Raw genomic sequence first — 17548 nt, 5'->3', positions numbered from 1 at the left:
ATATGGAAGAAAATAGCAAGACCTTTGGTCTTAAGGTCATTTCTATCAATGGAATATTTTATGACGGACAGGCACTGGAGATCATTTTGCCCTGCCATGATGGGGAATTGGCGCTGCTTTTTGGGCATGAAGAGATGATCTACGCTATCTATGACGGCGTCATAAAGATAAAAACTCCTAAGGGAGATTGGATTTATGGTGTTGTTAGTATCGGCTCGGTGCAGTATACTGTTGACAATGAGTGCATCGTCCTGGTAAACACCGTAGAAAGTCCGGCTGATATCGACAAGAGACGAGCACTGGAAGCCTATGAATTTGCAATGGACCATCTTAATCAGAAGCAGTCTATAAAAGAATTCAAGAAATCTCAGGCGGGACTTGCCAGAGCTATGGCAAGGCTGAGTGCGGCTTCTAAGTACAAAGATTAAAAGAAAAGTTGGTGGGAAATAATTGTTTAATAATAAGAGATTAAATGTTTGCGGAATTGCTATAGTTTTAATTGGATTACTTGTTACAGGTTGTGGGAAGAAGGAAGATCCGAAGCTTGAAGCTTACAGGGAGAGTATGACTACTTTCTACAGTGATCTAAGCAGGTATGACAATGAGATAAACGCCTTAGATCCTGATGACGAAGCTGCTAAGATTCAGCTCCTTGATCTTTTGGATCAGATGAATTTAACTTATAAGACTATGGCAGAGGCACCTGTTCCGGATGAATTCTACGGAATAGCCGACATATCTGTAGAAGCTGCAGATTATATGCAGAAGGCCGATGAATTCTATCATATGGCTTACGACAACGAGTTTGATTCTGACTCGGAGATGCTGGCTCAGCAGTACTATGAGAGAGCTAACAGCAGAGCCCAGGTAATATTACAAGTTCTTCACGGAGAAGTTCCTGAAGGAGAGGGCATTTCTGTCGAAACCCAGAGTACCTACGAATTTTCAACAATAGATTCAAGCACTGATGGAGAATGATCAGTGCTTGTTTTGCATACAAGGAAATCTATGGAAAGATCAAACGATAATAACTTTATATATTCCTTAAAATTCATAGCTTGCCTTTTTGTGATAACCATACATGCACCATTTCCGGGATTTTTTGGGGATGTGGTTTTTGCTATTTCACGATTTGCTGTTCCTTTTTTCTTTGCAATCTCAGGTAGATTTCTTTTGGTCAAAAGAGATGGCTCTTATGCCGGAAATACAGCAGAAATTAGAAAATTTACAAAGAACAGACTGATTAAACTATTAAAAATGACTGCAATTGTCTATGCCTGTCATCTGATCTATTCACTTTGCTACTTTCTTTTTAATGGCTATAGCTTAGGATATTGGTTTCATGACAAGTTTAATGCTTATGAAACAAGTATTTTCTTATTGTTTAATTCAGGAAGATATATCTATGATGAGTCCTATGTCTTTGATCATCTCTGGTATCTTTTTGCTTTGATCTATGTTTATATTCTTATAATTATCTTTGCACAGGTGCTCCGAAAGTGGTACAAATGGCTGATTGTGCTTCTTTTGGGACTGATGTTTTTTGGTGAGCTTTTACAGACTGTTTATCCTATAAGGCCTTTTGATATCAGCATATCAACTTGGTATTTACTTAGAAACTGGCTTTTTGTCGGTATGCCTTTTGTACTTATAGGTGTTGTTTTTACCGATAATGCTGAAAGAAGAAAGAATGAACTTGGAATTGAGAAGTATAAAGAAAAGGCAAAAGCTCTTTTGCCAAGGAATATATTGATACTGACTTTTGGCTTTGCTTTGAGCGTAATTGAGAAGTTTGTGATTGGAAGTAAAGAAGTCTATATAGGCTCTGTGATTATTGTGATCGCACTTTTAATGCTATCTGAATGCGGCATAAACAGTGGAAAAGTACTGCCGTATTTTGGAAAAAGAGCTTCTTCCTTGATTTATTTTTATCACGTTATGATAATTTCAGCACTTGATGTATTATCTCAAAATGGCATAATACCATCATATACCATGTGGCAGAAGCCAATTCTGATTATGGTTATAGCAATTCTTATTTTTGGAGTAATCCCTATTTTAATTGATAAGGTAAGAGTAAATGAACAGAAATGAATTCCTTGAGTTTTGCAAAGAAAGAATAGTATTCCTTGATGGCGCAACAGGCAGCAACCTGATGAAAGCTGGTATGCCTGCGGGAGTATGTCCTGAGAAGTGGATATTAGAGCATAAAGATGTAATGCAGAGATTGTCAAAGGCCTATGCGGATGCAGGTTCTGATATTGTGTATGCGCCGACCTTTACCAGTAACAGGATCAAACTTGAAGAATACGGCCTTGCAGAGAACATAGTTCAGATAAATACTGATCTTGTAAGTATCACAAGAGAAGCTGTCGGTAATAAAACCTTGATAGCAGGTGACCTTACCATGACAGGAAGACAGCTTAAGCCGGTAGGAGATCTGGATTTTGAAGAACTTATTGACGTTTATAAAGAGCAGATTCGTATTCTGGATAAAGCAGGTGTTGATCTTCTTGTAATTGAGACAATGATGAGCCTTCAGGAATGCAGAGCAGCTCTCATCGCAGCCAAGGAAGTATCAGATCTTGCTGTAATAATCACGATGACTTTTGAAGCTGATGGAAGAACACTTTTTGGTTCAGACCCGGCAGCTTCTGCAATATGTCTTGAGGCATTAGGTGCAGCAGCCATCGGCGCTAACTGTTCTACAGGCCCTGACAAGATGATGGATATCATCAGCAATATGTCAGCAGTTACAAGCATCCCGATAATTGCTAAACCCAATGCAGGACTTCCTAAGGTGGATTCAGAGGGTAATACCATTTACGATATGGAGAGCGATGTTTTTGTCAGCGAGATGAAAAAACTCATCGGCTGCGGAGCATCAATCCTTGGAGGATGCTGTGGTACAACACCTGAGTTTATAGCTCTTTTGAAAAAGACTTACAATGATTTAAATCCTGCTAATGTAAAAGGCGAAGATGGAAATCCTGTGCCAAGAAAAATCTGTGGCAGAAGATATCTTTCATCCGAAAGGAGGGCTCTTTCCTTTGGCATGGACGATCTGTTTATGATCGTCGGTGAGAGAATTAATCCCACAGGTAAGAAAAAGCTTCAGGCAGAGCTTCGTGTGGGGAATCTTGATATGGTTTCTGAATTTGCCAGAAACCAGGAGGAAGAAGGCGCATCTATCCTTGATATCAATGTTGGAATGAGTGGAATTGATGAGAAGGAAATGATGCTAAGTGTCATGGAAGAAGTCTCAGGTATTACCGACCTTCCGCTTTGTATCGATACTTCAAGCCCTGAGGTTATGGAAGCAGCACTTCGTATTTATTCGGGAAGAGCACTCATCAATTCGATATCGCTTGAAAAGGGTAAAGCTGAGAAATTTCTCCCGCTTGCGAAAAAATACGGTGCTATGTTTGTACTTCTCCCTTTAAGCCCTGAGGGTCTCCCCAAAGACCTTGATGAGAAGAAAGACAATATCCTGACTCTTAGCAAAAAAGCTTATGATTTAGGCCTAAGTATAGAAGACATTGTTGTAGACGGCCTTGTTGCAACTGTGGGAGCTGATCCAAGCGCTGCGCTTAATACTCTTGATACTATCAGTTTTTGCTATGAAAGAGGCTATGCAACAATTTGTGGATTGTCAAATATCTCTTTTGGCCTGCCACAGAGAATGAATGTGAATACAGCCTTCCTTACTATGGCAATTTCGAGAGGACTTACCATGGCAATTGCCAATCCGTCTCAGGAAATGCTGGTAAATGCTGCATTTGCATCAGACCTTCTGAAGAAAAAAGATGGTGCTGACCTCAGATATATCCAGAGAATGGAGAGATATAACACTGAAGCCCAGGGCCAGACACCAGGCAAAGAAGTTAAAAACGACTCTGTTAAAGGTGACAACTATATTGATATAATAAAAAAGGATGTTCTTACAGGATCCAAGAGGACCATCGTCAAGAACACACAGAAAGCCGTTGAAGAGGGAATAAATCCTAAGCAGATCCTGGATGAAGCTCTTATGCCGGCGATAAATGAAGTTGGGGAATATTTTGATAAGGGGAAATACTTCCTGCCACAGCTCATAGCAGGTGCTGAGGCAATGAAGATGTCTATAGGATACCTTGAACCTCTCCTTGCAGAAGGAGCAGATGATTCTAAAAAACTCCCGACTATAATAATCGCAACTGTACATGGGGACATCCATGATATCGGTAAAAACCTGGTGGCATTGATGCTAAAGAACTACGGTTTCAACGTCATTGACCTTGGAAAGGATGTGCCTAAGGAAGAAATTATCAGAGCTGCACGAGAAAATGACGCCAGTGTTATAGCTCTTTCTGCGCTAATGACCACTACCATGAAGGAAATGAAGAACGTGGTTGAGCTTGCAAGGAAAGAGAATATAAAATCCAAGATAATAATTGGCGGAGCGGTAGTTACTGAAGATTATGCATTTGAGATCGGCGCAGACGGCTATTCATCCGATGCAGCCGATGCTGTTAAGGTAGTAAGAACTATATTAAGCATTGCTTGATAAGAACGGAGGAGCTTTCATGATTGGAGCAGAGGCTATAGTAAAATGCCTTGAAAAAGAAAATACTGAGGTAATCTTCGGTTATTCGGGAGTTGCCATTGATCCGTTTTGGAACAAGATTTTAGATTCTGATATAAAGACTGTGCTTATCCGTACAGAGCAGAATGCTGCTCATTGTGCGAGCGGATATGCCAGAATAAGCGGAAAGGTTGGAGTCTGCGCTGTTACTTCAGGCCCCGGAGCAACTAACCTGATTACCGGAATCGCTACTGCCTATGCGGATTCGATACCGATGATAGCAATTACCGGACAGGTTAACAGCGACATGATCGGAAGTGACGTATTCCAGGAGGCGGATATTACCGGCGCTGTAGAATCTTTTGTTAAATACAGCTATCTCATCAGAGATGTAAATGATATTCCTAAGGTGTTTAAGGAAGCTTTTTATATCGCAAGTACTGGAAGAAAAGGGCCTGTACTTATAGATATTCCTTTTGACATCCAGAATGATGAGATGACTGAGAAGTTTGCTTATCCCGAGACTATTTCCATGAGGTCTTATAAGCCTACAGTCAAGGGAAATACGGTACAGATCAAGAAGGTAATCAAAGAGGTTGAAAAAGCAAAAAGACCGATTATCTGTGTTGGTGGAGGCGTACATCTTAGTGGCGCTACTCAGGAGCTTATAAAATTTGCCGAACTCAATGACGTTCCTGTTGTTTCAACCATGATGGGAATAGGAGCTATGCCATCTGACCATCCGCTGTTCTTTGGAATGGTGGGAAATAACGGAAAGGCTTATGCCAACAGAGCAATGAATGAATCTGATCTTCTTTTGATGGTGGGTGCGAGAGTTGCTGACCGAGCTGTGAACAGACCTGATCTGATCACAGAGAACAAAGTAATGGTCCACATTGATGTAGACCCTGCTGAAATTGGAAAGAACGTTGGTCCGACAATTCCTTTGGTTGGTGATATCAAGCATATATTTGCTGAATTCCTTGCACAGGATGACCATGCAGATGACCATAAAGAATGGGTAGAAACATTAAGAAGCTATAAGGAGCAGATGATGACACTCAGGGCTCCTGCTGCTGAAGGATTTGTTGATCCCGAAGCATTTATCAGAGCTCTTTCAAAAGCAATGGATGATGATGCCATTTATGTTGCTGACGTTGGACAGAATCAGATCTGGTCCTGTGCTTATCATATTGTAAAGAACGGAAGATTCCTGACATCAGGTGGAATGGGAACAATGGGATATTCAATCCCTGCAGCTCTTGGTGGTAAGATTGCTGCACCAAAAAGACAGGTAGTTGCTGTAATTGGCGACGGAGCATTCCAGATGTCAATGATGGAGCTTGCGACTATGCGCCAGTACGGTGTAAAAGTCAAGATTGTTGTCATGAATAACGGCTATCTTGGAATGGTTAGAGAACATCAACATAACGCATATAATGACAAATATTCCATGGTAAAACTTGAGGGTGATCCTGATCTTTCTCTTATTTCTGCTGCTTACGGTATGGAGTATTACAAGGTTGACGGAAACACTGATATGGAGAAAGCTCTTGCTGATTTCCTCAAAGATGACTCCTCAGAACTGATGGAAGTTATGGTTGATCCAATGGCACTTACAAGATAAAAACAGGCAGGTAAAGACTATGAAGAGAATTTACTCGGTTCTTGTAGAAAACAGAGCTGGTGTCCTTTCGAAGGTAGCAGGTCTCTTTTCAAGAAGAAACTTTAATATTGACTCAATGGTTGTTGGAGAGACGGCTGACAAGGCCGTTTCCTGCATGACTATCGTCTCAACAGGTGATGAACGAACCATAGAGCAGATTGAGAAGCAGCTCAACAAGAAGATTGATGTCATCAAGGTAAAGACTTTTAAGGAGAGCATGAGTATCAACAGAGAGCTTATGCTTATAAAGGTCAAGTACAACAAAGAAAACAGGCGTGACATAATGGAAAACTGTACTATCATGAACGCCCAGATTGTTGATATGTCCAAAAATATGATGATAATCCAGATTTGCGATACTTCAGACAGGATTGAAGTTTTCATCGAGATGCTGAAGAGTGTAAGCATTGTCGAGATCGCACGAACAGGAACAGTCGCTCTAACCAAATGCAAGGAGCAGTAATAGTAATACTTTAAGATGATATGGGTCTCCCGGAATGCCGGGAGACCCTATTTTTACGGGTATGAATTTAACGGTGTAAAGTGCTGAAATATTTTTGTTGACTTATGTGCTTCAAGTGGTATAATTTGATTTAAATTGATGAAAAAACAAGCCAAACAATATCAAAATAATAAGAAAACGACTTGAATTTGAATCATTGAAAATCAGCACTTTAAAGTGCTAAAGGTATTAGATAGACACTAAAGTCAAAGGCATAATTGGAGAGCGAAAAATGAAAGAATTAAAGAAAAAAGTCTTTCAGCTGATCGTTGATAACAACCCCGGTGTTCTTTCCAGAATATCAGGACTGTTTTCAAGACGAGGATACAACATCGAGAGTATCACGGCGGGTGTTACGGCAGATCCCAGATTTACCAGAATAACAATTGTAGCATCCGGTGATGATGTAATTCTTGATCAGATTGAGAAACAGGTGGCCAAGCTCGTTGATATTAGAGATATTCATGAACTGCTTCCTGAGGATTCGGTTTACAGAGAACTTGCTTTGGTCAAGGTAAGAGCCGAGGCAACCAACAGGCAGAGCATTCTTGCTACAGCCAATATTTTCAGAGGAAACATTATTGATGTAAGTCCTGATTCACTTATTATCGAAATCACCGGTGGACAGTCCAAGGTTGATGCATTCCTTAAGCTCCTTGAGGGATATGAGATCTTAGAGCTTGCAAGAACCGGAATCGCGGGACTTGGAAGAGGCACAGACAAGGTTATTTACCTTGATGAGTAAGGAATAATATAAAACAAAAATATGGAGGATTTAGTTATGTCACAGGATGCTAGAATTTTTTACCAGGAAGATTGTAATTTATCACTGCTTGAGGGCAAGACCATTGCTATTATCGGTTACGGCTCACAGGGACATGCACATGCACTTAACCTTAAGGATTCAGGATGCAACGTAATCATCGGTCTTTACGAGGGATCTAAGAGCAAGGCTAAGGCTGAGGCTCAGGGGCTTAAGGTTTACAATACAGCAGAGGCTGCTAAGATGGCTGATATCATCATGATCCTTATCAACGATGAGAAGCAGGCTAAGATGTACAAAGAGGATATCGAGCCCAACCTTCAGCCCGGCAACATGCTTATGTTTGCTCATGGTTTCAACGTACATTTCGGTCTTATCAAGGCTCCTAAGGATGTTGACGTTGCTATGATCGCTCCTAAGGCTCCCGGACACACAGTAAGAAGTGAGTACCAGGCAGGTAAGGGAACACCTTGTCTTGTTGCTGTTGAGCAGGATGCTACAGGTAAGGCTCTTGACCTTGCACTTGCATATGGTGCAGGAATCGGCGGAGCAAGAGCAGGTCTTCTTGAGACAACATTCAGAACAGAGACAGAGACTGACCTCTTCGGTGAGCAGGCAGTTCTTTGTGGTGGTGTTTGTGCTCTTATGCAGGCCGGATTCGATACACTTGTTGAGGCAGGCTATGATCCAAGAAATGCATACTTCGAGTGCGTACACGAGATGAAGCTCATTGTAGATCTTATCTACCAGTCAGGTTTCGCAGGAATGAGATATTCAATCTCTAACACTGCTGAATACGGCGATTACGTAACAGGACCTAAGCTCATCACAGATGAGACCAAGAAGACAATGAAGAAGATCCTTGCAGACATCCAGGACGGAACATTTGCTAAGGAATTCCTGCTTGATATGTCAGAGGCAGGCGGACAGGTTCACTTCCAGGCTATGCGTAAGCTTCATGCTGAGCATCCTTCAGAGAAGATCGGTGCTGAGATCAGAAAGCTCTACAGCTGGAACAATGAGTCTGATAAGCTCATCAACAACTGATTTTCGGACATTTGAAAAAGTCCTGAATTTGGCTTAATATTTAAGAGTGTCATGCAAATGGCACTCTTAATTTTTATCAGGGGAAACAATGAAATGCTGCTTACTAAGGAACTCACTATTAAAGAGAATACGAGTAAAAGGGTGTATGCTCCGATAATAGTCTTTGCAAGCAGTTTTTTAATGTATCTTATTGCGATTCTTCCTATTCTGGTTCTAAGAGGATTACCCTTTTTTTATTACGGCGATTACAATGTTCAGCAGATCCCTTTCTACATTGTTGCTCACAGAGCTGTAAGAAGCGGGGAGTTTTTCTGGAATTGGAATATTGATCTAGGAGGAAGTATGGCAGGAGACTTCTCATTTTATTTATGGGGAAGTCCGTTCTTTTGGCTGACAGTTCTTTTTCCTGAAGGTGCGATCCCTTATCTTATGCCTGTACTTATGGCGCTTAAGTATGCTTTTGCTGCACTTTGTGCCTACATCTACATCAGAAAATATGTAAAAAGAGATGTTTATGCCATGATAGGCGGCTATCTCTTTGCTTTTTCGGGCTTTAATGCATGCAACATTGTATTTAATCACTTTACAGATTCTGTTGCATTTTTCCCACTTTATCTGCACTTCTTTGACAGGCTTATGGAAGAGAAGACGTTTGATGAAGAAGGATATCTATTCCTTCCGAAGAAGTCAATGATTCGCTTTATTCTGATGACTACGTTCATGTCCATAGTAAATTATTACTTCTTCTTCGGACAGGTTCTTTTTCTGCTGATCTATTACATAATTAAGTTCGGAGTTAAAAACCACCTGAGTGAGAATCTGGTTCTTTTTAACAGAGCTCTGATAAGCGGTGTAATAGGTGTTCTTATAGCAGGATTCTTCCTGGTACCTGCTTTTGTTGGTGTATCCGGAAATACAAGACTTGATAATTTTATCAGTGGCTATGATATGCTCATCTACCCAAGTGAAAAGCTTATCTGGGATATCTTTAAGAGTATGGCTATGCTTCCTGACATTATCGGAAAGGGCACACTCTTTTACACAAGTACAGTCAAAAACGCTTCGCTGGCAGCATACATTCCAATGTTTGGCTTGTCAGGTGTTGTGGCATTTATGCTTTTTGAAGACAAGAAAAAGAGCTGGCAGAAGCATCTTCTTATAGTATGCCTTGTGATTGCGCTTATTCCCGTATTCAATTCAGCCTTTTCTTTCTTTAATTCAAGCTACTATGCAAGATGGTTCTATATGCCTGTTCTTATTATGAGCCAGATGACAGCTGTTACAGTTGAGAGAGGCAGGACCAGGGAATTCAAGAAGGGAACAATTTTTGCAGTTTTGTTCTTCCTTTTGTTTGTTCTTATTTATTTCTTGCCAAGTACAGACGAAGACGGCAAAAGAGTATTTTTCAAAATGTCTGATAACAATGCCATCTTTATCAGAGATTTGATTGGAACTGCAGTACTGTGTATTTTCCTCATTGCCACCACATTTTTTATCAATAAAAAGAGGAAGATTATAACTTTTTTCCTTGTGGTGATCAGCTGCATTATTGCAACTTACATTCCGGTTAAGAACGGAAGCTCAATAATAAGTGACAGGGGAAAAGAAATGTGGCAGGAGCAGATGCTTGAAAACACTGTCACTGTTGACCTTAGTGATTTCTGCAGAGGTGAAGTTGATTCTACGTCCACAAATTACGATATGGTCTGGGGAATCCCTTCGATCCACTGCTTCCTAAGTACTGTTCCTTCGCAGATTTTCACGTTTCTCGAAGGAACCGGCAATATCAAGAGGACGGTAGAAACCAATATTCCTGTTGAAAGAGCCGGTTTAAGAGCAATAATTTCAGCAAAATACTATTTCGAAAATGCTGAGATCAGTAAAAACAGAACCTACTATAACAGCGAGGGTACTGATGGTTATCAGTATCTGGATACTCAGAACGGCTTCGATATATTTGAAAATCTGAATTTCATACCCATGGGATTTACTTATGACTACTATATAACTGAGTCGGAATGGAGCGATGTTGAGGCAAAAGAGAGAGATTACGATTTGGCAAGACTCCTTATCCTTCCTGACAAAGTGGCAATGGAAGTCGAAAAGACCGTAGCCATGAAGGAGATTACGGCTGAGGACTTATTTGAGGAGAATATATCGTATCTGAAGTTTACGCAGGAATGCGAAAAGAGAAGACAGACTTCCTGTAGCAGCTTTGAAACAGATACTCATGGATTTACAGCAAGAACTGCCAAGCTAAAGGATGATACCCTTGTATTTTTCTCAGTGCCAAACAGAAAAGGCTTCAAGTGCAGAGTTGACGGCAAAAAGACTCAGATATATACAGCAGATTACGGCTTGATGGCAATCCCGGTAAGTAGAGGAGAGCATGTGATCAGAGTTGATTACAGACCGGAAGGGCTATTTGCCGGCATACTGATGACAGGTTTTGGACTGTTGTTACTGGCTCTTTATTACTGTATGTTAAAAATAATCAAGAAAAACGATTAAATTTGTATGTGTTCGTGATTTGTTAGTTATGTTATATTTGCTATAAAGTTTTTGATTTATATTAAGACATCAAAGGAGATTAACGGTATGAGTAAAATGACTATGAGCCAGAAGATACTGGCTTCTCATGCAGGGCTTTCAGAGGTTAGTGCCGGTCAGCTTATTGAGGCGGACCTTGACCTTGTTCTGGGGAATGATATAACAAGCCCTGTGGCAATCAGGGAGATGACCAAATTTAAGTCTGACAGCGTATTTGATAAGGACAAGATCGCGCTTGTTCCTGATCATTTCGTTCCTAATAAGGACATCAAATCAGCTGAGAACTGCAAATGCGTTCGTGAATTTGCCAAGAAGAACCACATCACAAACTACTTTGAAGTAGGCCAGATGGGTATTGAGCATGCACTTCTTCCTGAGAGCGGACTTACACTTCCGGGAAATGTTATCATCGGAGCAGATTCTCATACCTGCACATATGGTGCGCTCGGAGCTTTTTCAACCGGTATCGGTTCTACTGATATGGCAGCCGGAATGGCAACAGGAAAGGCATGGTTTAAGGTCCCTTCAGCTATCAAGTTCAATATTGTCGGTAAACCTTCCAAGTGGGTCAGCGGAAAAGATGTTATCCTCCACATCATCGGAATGATCGGTGTTGACGGAGCTCTTTATAAGTCAATGGAATTCGTTGGAGAGGGAATAAAGAACCTTACAATGGATGACAGATTTACAATTGCCAATATGGCTATTGAAGCAGGTGGAAAGAACGGTATTTTCCCTGTTGATGAGATTGCTATAGAGTACCTTAAGGAACATGCACCGGGAAAAGAATACAAGATCTTTGAGGCTGACGAGGATGCTGAGTATGATGAAGAATACACCATTGATCTCAGCACTTTGAAATCAACAGTTGCTTTTCCGCATCTGCCTGAGAATACTCATACCTTTGATGAAATCCAAGATACAAAGATAGATCAGGTTGTAATCGGATCATGTACAAACGGACGTCTTAATGACCTTCGCTGTGCAGCTGAGATTTTATCAGGAAGACATGTTGCAGATGGTATGAGATGCATCATCATCCCCGGAACTCAGAAGATTTACCTGCAGGCAATGCAGGAGGGGCTTTTAAAGACTTTTATAGAGGCCGGAGCAATTGTTTCAACACCTACATGCGGACCATGTCTTGGCGGATACATGGGAATTCTTGCGTCGGGCGAGAGATGCGTATCTACAACAAACAGAAACTTTGTTGGAAGAATGGGCGCAATTGATTCTGAGATTTATCTGGCTTCACCGGCTGTTGCAGCAGCAAGCGCTGTCACAGGTAAGATTTCCGAGCCAAGTGAGCTTGGACTTTAAGGAGGATTAGAGATGAAAGCTGCAAAGGGAACAGTTTTTAAATATGGAGATAATGTTGATACAGACGTAATTATTCCTGCGAGATATCTTGCCATTTCTGATGCAAAAGAACTTGCGACTCACTGTATGGAAGATATCGACAAAGACTTTGTAAATAATGTAAAGGCAGGAGACATCATTGTGGCCGATAAGAACTTCGGCTGTGGCTCATCAAGAGAACATGCGCCTCTTGTTATCAAAACAGCGGGCGTTAGTTGCGTTATCGCAAAGAGCTTTGCCCGTATCTTTTACAGAAATGCCATTAACATCGGACTTCCCATCATTGAATGTGTGGAAGCAGCAGAGAATATCAAGGCCGGAGATACTGTTTCAATCGACTTTGACACAGGCATCATAACTGATGAAACAACGGGAGAAACCTTTAAGGGCCAGGCTTTTCCTGAGTTCATGCAGAAGATCATAGATTCGGAAGGACTGATCAACTACATTAATAAAAAATAATGATAATAATGATTAAAAGATGATAAAAATTGAGCGTTACGGCGTTAAAACCGTAGCGCTCTTTTTGAATTTGTTTTATTATATTAGTAAGTATCATTTTTTGACACTAAATTGGAGGGTGGCTATGGATTACAATAAACTGATAAGTGATTTGCAGGAATTGTTCGATCATGATTATAAGTATGCTGAGTGGAATGTTGTGAGTGAAGATATACTTAGGGATGATGATACACCCACTGAGATTCTTGATAAGCTCTATGAACTGGATAAGACAAATCTTGCTGCTCTGAGGGGAATATCTGCACATCCCAACGCATCTGAGGATATTCTTGAACTTCTTTCCATAGACATGAATGATGCTGTACGCTGGGGAGTAGCGGAAAATGCCAATACTTCCACACGTATCCTGGAGAGGCTATCAGTTGACGAGAGCGATGTCATCAGATACAGGGTCGCCAAGAATAAGAATACTCCTGCTGAATCAATAGCCAAACTTGCTTCTGATGCCAGTGAGGTGGTCAGAAGTGGAGTCGCAGGCAATCCCAGTACTCCTTCAGCTGTTCTTGATAAGCTTTCAAATGATGCTGAAGATGTTGTGAGGCTTGCTGTTGCTGAGAATCCAGGGACTTCCGCATTAGTTCTGGATAGACTTGCAAAAGACACTGTAGAGGATGTCAGGGCAGCGGTAGCTGCAAATAAAGGAACTTCGGAATCAACATTCACAGTCCTGGCCAGGGACAGGTCTGCAGTGGTTCGTGAGAATGTTGCAAAAAATACAAACGCTCCCTTCACAGTATTAAATGCTCTTTTGGGAGATCTGGATACCAGCGTAAGAGGAGCTGTTGCTGAGAATCCGGGGACCTCCACAGAGCTTTTAGAGAAGCTCTCTCAGGATGTTAAGCAATCAATCCGCTCGGCGGTTGCTCAAAATAGCAATGTCACGGATTCTGTCCTGAAACGTCTGTCGGAAGATGATGACGGTTATGTGAGAAAGGCTGTTGCCAGAAATGAGAGAACTCCTGAACTGGTCCTTAAGAAACTTGCTAAGGATGAGGACTGGAGAGTCTGTGAGAGCATAGCAATGAACACCAAAACACCTGACAATGTTCTTGAGTATCTTGCAGGCTACAATGATACATATGTAAGAAAAGCAGTTGCAAGCAACATGAGTACTCCTCAGATAGCACTGGGAAAACTTGCTCAGGATGAAGAGTGGCTTGTTCGTGAAAATGTGGCCAAGAATCCGGGGGCACCTATTGAAGCTCTTATGAAGCTTGTAGGTGACAGTGACTGGCGTGTTTCAAAGCTTGTAACCAAGAATCCGGCTATTGCAGATGAGGCTCTTGAAAAGCTCACCTCCGAAGCGCACACACGAATTAAATATAAGGCTTACATAGAACTTATAAAGAGAGCTACTAAATCATAAAAACTTGAAAATAGACCGGAAAGAGTTTTCTTTTTGATGAAGATTCTTTCCGGATTTTTTATTTTTATTTCTTAATAATTTATATTAATTAGACGATATATATTTTGAATGAGATGATAATAGTAAAAAAAAGATAAACTCAGAGGTTTAATGACTTTATAAAATATTTCTAAAATTGAGTGTTTTTTTTCTTGATATGACGATTATTGAGAGATAAGATTATATTATGAAGATTGCATCGGAATAATGCTGGATGTTCCGTGGCAATAAATTAAGTGCTCCCAAAATCATCATGGGGGAGTGCAAAAACTAAAAATAATGATGAAGGGAGATTGAAGACAATGTACAAGTTAAAAGAGAGAAAAGGTTTTACACTTGCTGAGTTGCTTATCGTAGTAGCTATCATTGCAGTATTGGTAGCTGTAGCTATCCCGGTATTCACAACACAGCTTGAGAAGTCAAGAGATGCAACTTCTGTTGCGAATATTCGTTCTGCATATGCTGAAGCTATGACAGATTATTTGACAGGAGAGGCAGGATCAAGTAATACAATTACCAAGTCAGCAGTTATTCAGACTACAACTGCTAACAGTTGGAGCGGTAACGGTGCAAATCTTCCGTTTAAAGCGCCTAAGGATAATGGCGGAGTAAAAAAAGCTACGTCTACGAAGATTACCTTCACTTTTGCTGACGATGGGTCTGTTACTGCTTCGTGGTAATTCGTTAGGAGATTGCTCTATAGTATAAGTGGGGCATATTTGGGGTCTCAGCCATAATAAGAATTATGGATGAGACCCTTTAGTTTTTTTGAGAATGGGATTTTCATTATAATGAAAAAATGTATTGAATGGATCAGAAGGTCTTTCTTGATTGTTTTGCCTTTATTTTTTATATTATTCTTTTTTGGATACTTTAATCCGGAATATGATATCAAATTATATATAGGCAATGTGGTTGGAGACGGCGAAGTGCGCATGAATTTGAGCGCTCCGAGAGCTTATGACTATTACTATGATCTGTATGCTCCATTAAACAGCAAGACAGAAACGGTCATAGTCGATAATGTTCACTATGATGTGGAGGCGTTTGCGTTTATTTTTTCTTCAGTCTCTGAGATGGATTTGCTGAGATATGAAGTTCGATGGCTTGGTTTTTTGGTTGCACAAATCGATTTTAAAAATATACTTCCCCCCGGTGATTATGAAAGGGTGATTTTCAGTCCATCCGGTGACGGACAGGGTGTACATGCCTTAATCAAGAATCCTGAAAGTGATTTTACATTAAAGGTTCGTATTAATTATGTACCCTTATGGATGTGGGCTGTGTATTGGATTAGCATGATAATAGTGACTATTCTTCTTTCTGTAGGGCTTGGAATTGTGCTTGATCATGTTCATGTGATTTACTTTCCATTAGCAAGTCTATCGGCAATTACAGCGACAATTCTTGCGGGGATATTTTTTTGCCGGAGTTTTGCCGATGCAGAGTATATCAGTTTGCTTTTGAACATTTTTTTGCTCTTTGGAATCACGGTGATATTGTGGGCAATCTCAACTCCATTGATTGGAACATTCATTGCAATGGTGGGGGCATTATTATATTATATTGCGAATTATTTTATAATCCTCTTTCGAGGAAGACCTGTCATGCCGGCTGATTTTGCTGCTATAAATACAGCGAAGGAAGTTGCTGGAGGCTATACCTTAGTACCAAGCTGGCAAATGATTCTAGGCGTTGTTGTCTGTATTATTTACTTAGTTTGGCTAATTTTTATTAACAAGACGATATGCAGACATGATTCAAAATTATCTTTGAAAAATAATATTATACGGAGGGCAATAGCTTTTGCTACAGGGGCAGCTATAGTTTTTATCTGTATAAGTAATTCTTTTTTTGCACATATAAACAGTTCTGCCTGGGATAACATGGCTCTTTTAAATTTTCATAAAAACGGCATGCTGTTGACATTTTTTAAATACGCTAAATATTCAAATGTAGATACTCCAGAAGGATATAATCGTGAAATTGTAAATTCGTATTTAGATACATACAGAAACAGTCCTGAAGAGAACAATGAGGAGTCCGGCATACAACCAACGAATATTATTATGGTTATGAATGAAGCATTTTCGGATCTTAGAACTTCGGGGATGGATGATCGGATAGATGTAATGCCGTTTATTGATAGCTTACAGGAAAATACTTTAGAAGGAAAACTGTATGTTTCTGTAATAGGTGGTGGTACTTGCAATACAGAGTTTGAGGCACTGACAGGAAACTCTTTATCTTTTTTAGGCGTGGGAGCATATCCTTATTCACAACATGTAAATAATAAGCTGTTCTCCTTGGCATCATATTTTGAAAGTATAGGCTACATTTCGAATGCATTTCATGCAAATGAAGCAAAAAACTGGAACCGGGATAAGGTCTATCCACTGCTAGGGTTTGAAAAATTCTATGCATTAGACGATTATCCGGAGACAGACGAAGACGATTACCTTCATGGTTATTTATCGGATAAGACAAACTACCTTTTCCTGGAAGATATTATTGAGCAAAATTCAGGAAAAGAGAGGTTCAGTTTTAATGTTACCATGCAGAATCATTCGGGATATGATTCATGGGATAACATTGACCAAGATGAGAGTGTTATGGATTATGGTGCCGAGTTGGCTCGGGATGCACAGGTATATCTTTCCTTGATCAAAGCGTCTGATGATGCTGTTAAACAGCTTGTGGAGAAGTACAAGGATTCCGACGAGCCTACAATGATAATTTTCTTTGGAGATCACCAGCCTGCCTTATCATATGATGCAGGAGTGGAAATTTATGGAGACGAACTTACTCCTATAAGCCTTCAGAATACAAAGTTCTTCATTTGGACCAACTATGAATCGGATATGGAACATGGAACATCCATAAGCGCAAATTTTCTTCCATTACTGGTTTTGGAGCGGGGTAATTTTACTCTGCCTCCATATATTAAAATGCTGAAGGATGTACATGAAAAGTATCCGATCATAACTTCCGCTGTAATAATGGATGATGAAGGAAATTCATATAGCAATATTTCGGAAATCCTGGATGATCCGCTTATAAGAATGTATCAATATGTTCAGTACGCTAATCTTTTTGATGAAATTGATCCGGCATGGTTTGAAATCAGCCAATCTAATTGATTTTTAGAACTTTTTTGTTTTTTAATAAAT

14 protein-coding genes are annotated in these 17548 nt (G+C 40.3%); all 14 read left to right on the top strand.

All coding sequences use genetic code 11. The features are described from left to right. Positions 1 to 2: 2 nt before the first annotated feature. The 14 genes from atpC (at position 3) to G633_RS0102620 (ending at position 17518) form a co-directional block, all read left to right on the top strand. Positions 3 to 428, top strand: a complete 426-nt coding sequence (gene atpC, locus G633_RS0102685) for an ATP synthase F1 subunit epsilon (RefSeq protein WP_035770410.1) — start codon at positions 3 to 5, stop codon at positions 426 to 428. 22 nt (positions 429 to 450) lie between these two features. Next, positions 451 to 978 (top strand): hypothetical protein, encoded by a 528-nt coding sequence (locus G633_RS0102680; protein ID WP_026518984.1) that lies wholly within the window; start codon positions 451 to 453, stop codon positions 976 to 978. Positions 979 to 1008: 30 nt separating this feature from the next. Further along, positions 1009 to 2094: an acyltransferase family protein gene (locus G633_RS0102675; protein WP_026518983.1), complete on the top strand. Its 1086-nt coding sequence runs from the start codon at positions 1009 to 1011 to the stop codon at positions 2092 to 2094. Further along, positions 2081 to 4546 carry a homocysteine S-methyltransferase family protein gene (locus G633_RS0102670; protein ID WP_026518982.1) on the top strand — a complete coding sequence of 822 codons (2466 nt, stop codon included), beginning with the start codon at positions 2081 to 2083 and terminating at the stop codon, positions 4544 to 4546. Before G633_RS0102675 ends, G633_RS0102670 begins: the two co-directional genes overlap by 14 nt. Positions 4547 to 4565: 19 nt before the next feature. Continuing rightward, positions 4566 to 6191, top strand: a complete 1626-nt coding sequence (gene ilvB, locus G633_RS0102665; protein WP_026518981.1) for a biosynthetic-type acetolactate synthase large subunit — start codon at positions 4566 to 4568, stop codon at positions 6189 to 6191. Between the two features lie 19 nt (positions 6192 to 6210). Further along, a complete protein-coding gene (gene ilvN / locus G633_RS0102660; RefSeq protein ID WP_022767060.1) occupies positions 6211 to 6693 on the top strand; it encodes an acetolactate synthase small subunit in 483 nt (160 codons plus the stop codon). A gap of 271 nt (positions 6694 to 6964) precedes the next feature. After that, the gene (gene ilvN, locus G633_RS0102655) at positions 6965 to 7477 is read left to right on the top strand and encodes an acetolactate synthase small subunit (RefSeq protein ID WP_022767061.1); all 513 of its coding nucleotides are present in this window, start codon (positions 6965 to 6967) and stop codon (positions 7475 to 7477) included. 36 nt (positions 7478 to 7513) lie between these two features. After that, complete coding sequence (gene ilvC, locus G633_RS0102650; protein ID WP_026518980.1) at positions 7514 to 8542, top strand: ketol-acid reductoisomerase; 1029 nt, start codon at positions 7514 to 7516, stop codon at positions 8540 to 8542. Between the two features lie 57 nt (positions 8543 to 8599). Then, a complete protein-coding gene (locus G633_RS0102645; protein ID WP_026518979.1) occupies positions 8600 to 11053 on the top strand; it encodes a YfhO family protein in 2454 nt (817 codons plus the stop codon). Between the two features lie 87 nt (positions 11054 to 11140). Then, positions 11141 to 12412, top strand: a complete 1272-nt coding sequence (leuC, locus tag G633_RS0102640) for a 3-isopropylmalate dehydratase large subunit (RefSeq protein ID WP_026518978.1) — start codon at positions 11141 to 11143, stop codon at positions 12410 to 12412. A 12-nt stretch (positions 12413 to 12424) separates the two neighbouring features. Continuing rightward, positions 12425 to 12913 (top strand): 3-isopropylmalate dehydratase small subunit, encoded by a 489-nt coding sequence (leuD, locus tag G633_RS0102635; RefSeq protein ID WP_026518977.1) that lies wholly within the window; start codon positions 12425 to 12427, stop codon positions 12911 to 12913. Between the two features lie 124 nt (positions 12914 to 13037). Beyond that, positions 13038 to 14339, top strand: coding sequence for a hypothetical protein (locus G633_RS0102630; RefSeq protein WP_026518976.1), 1302 nt, complete (start codon positions 13038 to 13040; stop codon positions 14337 to 14339). 341 nt (positions 14340 to 14680) lie between these two features. Continuing rightward, positions 14681 to 15058, top strand: a complete 378-nt coding sequence (locus tag G633_RS19030) for a type II secretion system protein (protein WP_051199860.1) — start codon at positions 14681 to 14683, stop codon at positions 15056 to 15058. 111 nt (positions 15059 to 15169) lie between these two features. Further along, positions 15170 to 17518, top strand: coding sequence for an LTA synthase family protein (locus G633_RS0102620; protein WP_196804217.1), 2349 nt, complete (start codon positions 15170 to 15172; stop codon positions 17516 to 17518). The last annotated feature ends 30 nt before the right edge of the window (positions 17519 to 17548 follow it).

This window comes from Butyrivibrio sp. FCS006, assembly GCF_000424525.1.
In the GTDB taxonomy this organism is placed as follows: Bacteria; Bacillota; Clostridia; order Lachnospirales; family Lachnospiraceae; genus Butyrivibrio.
Note: the sequence above shows the minus strand (reverse complement) of the source record. Positions and strands in the feature narration are given on the sequence as shown.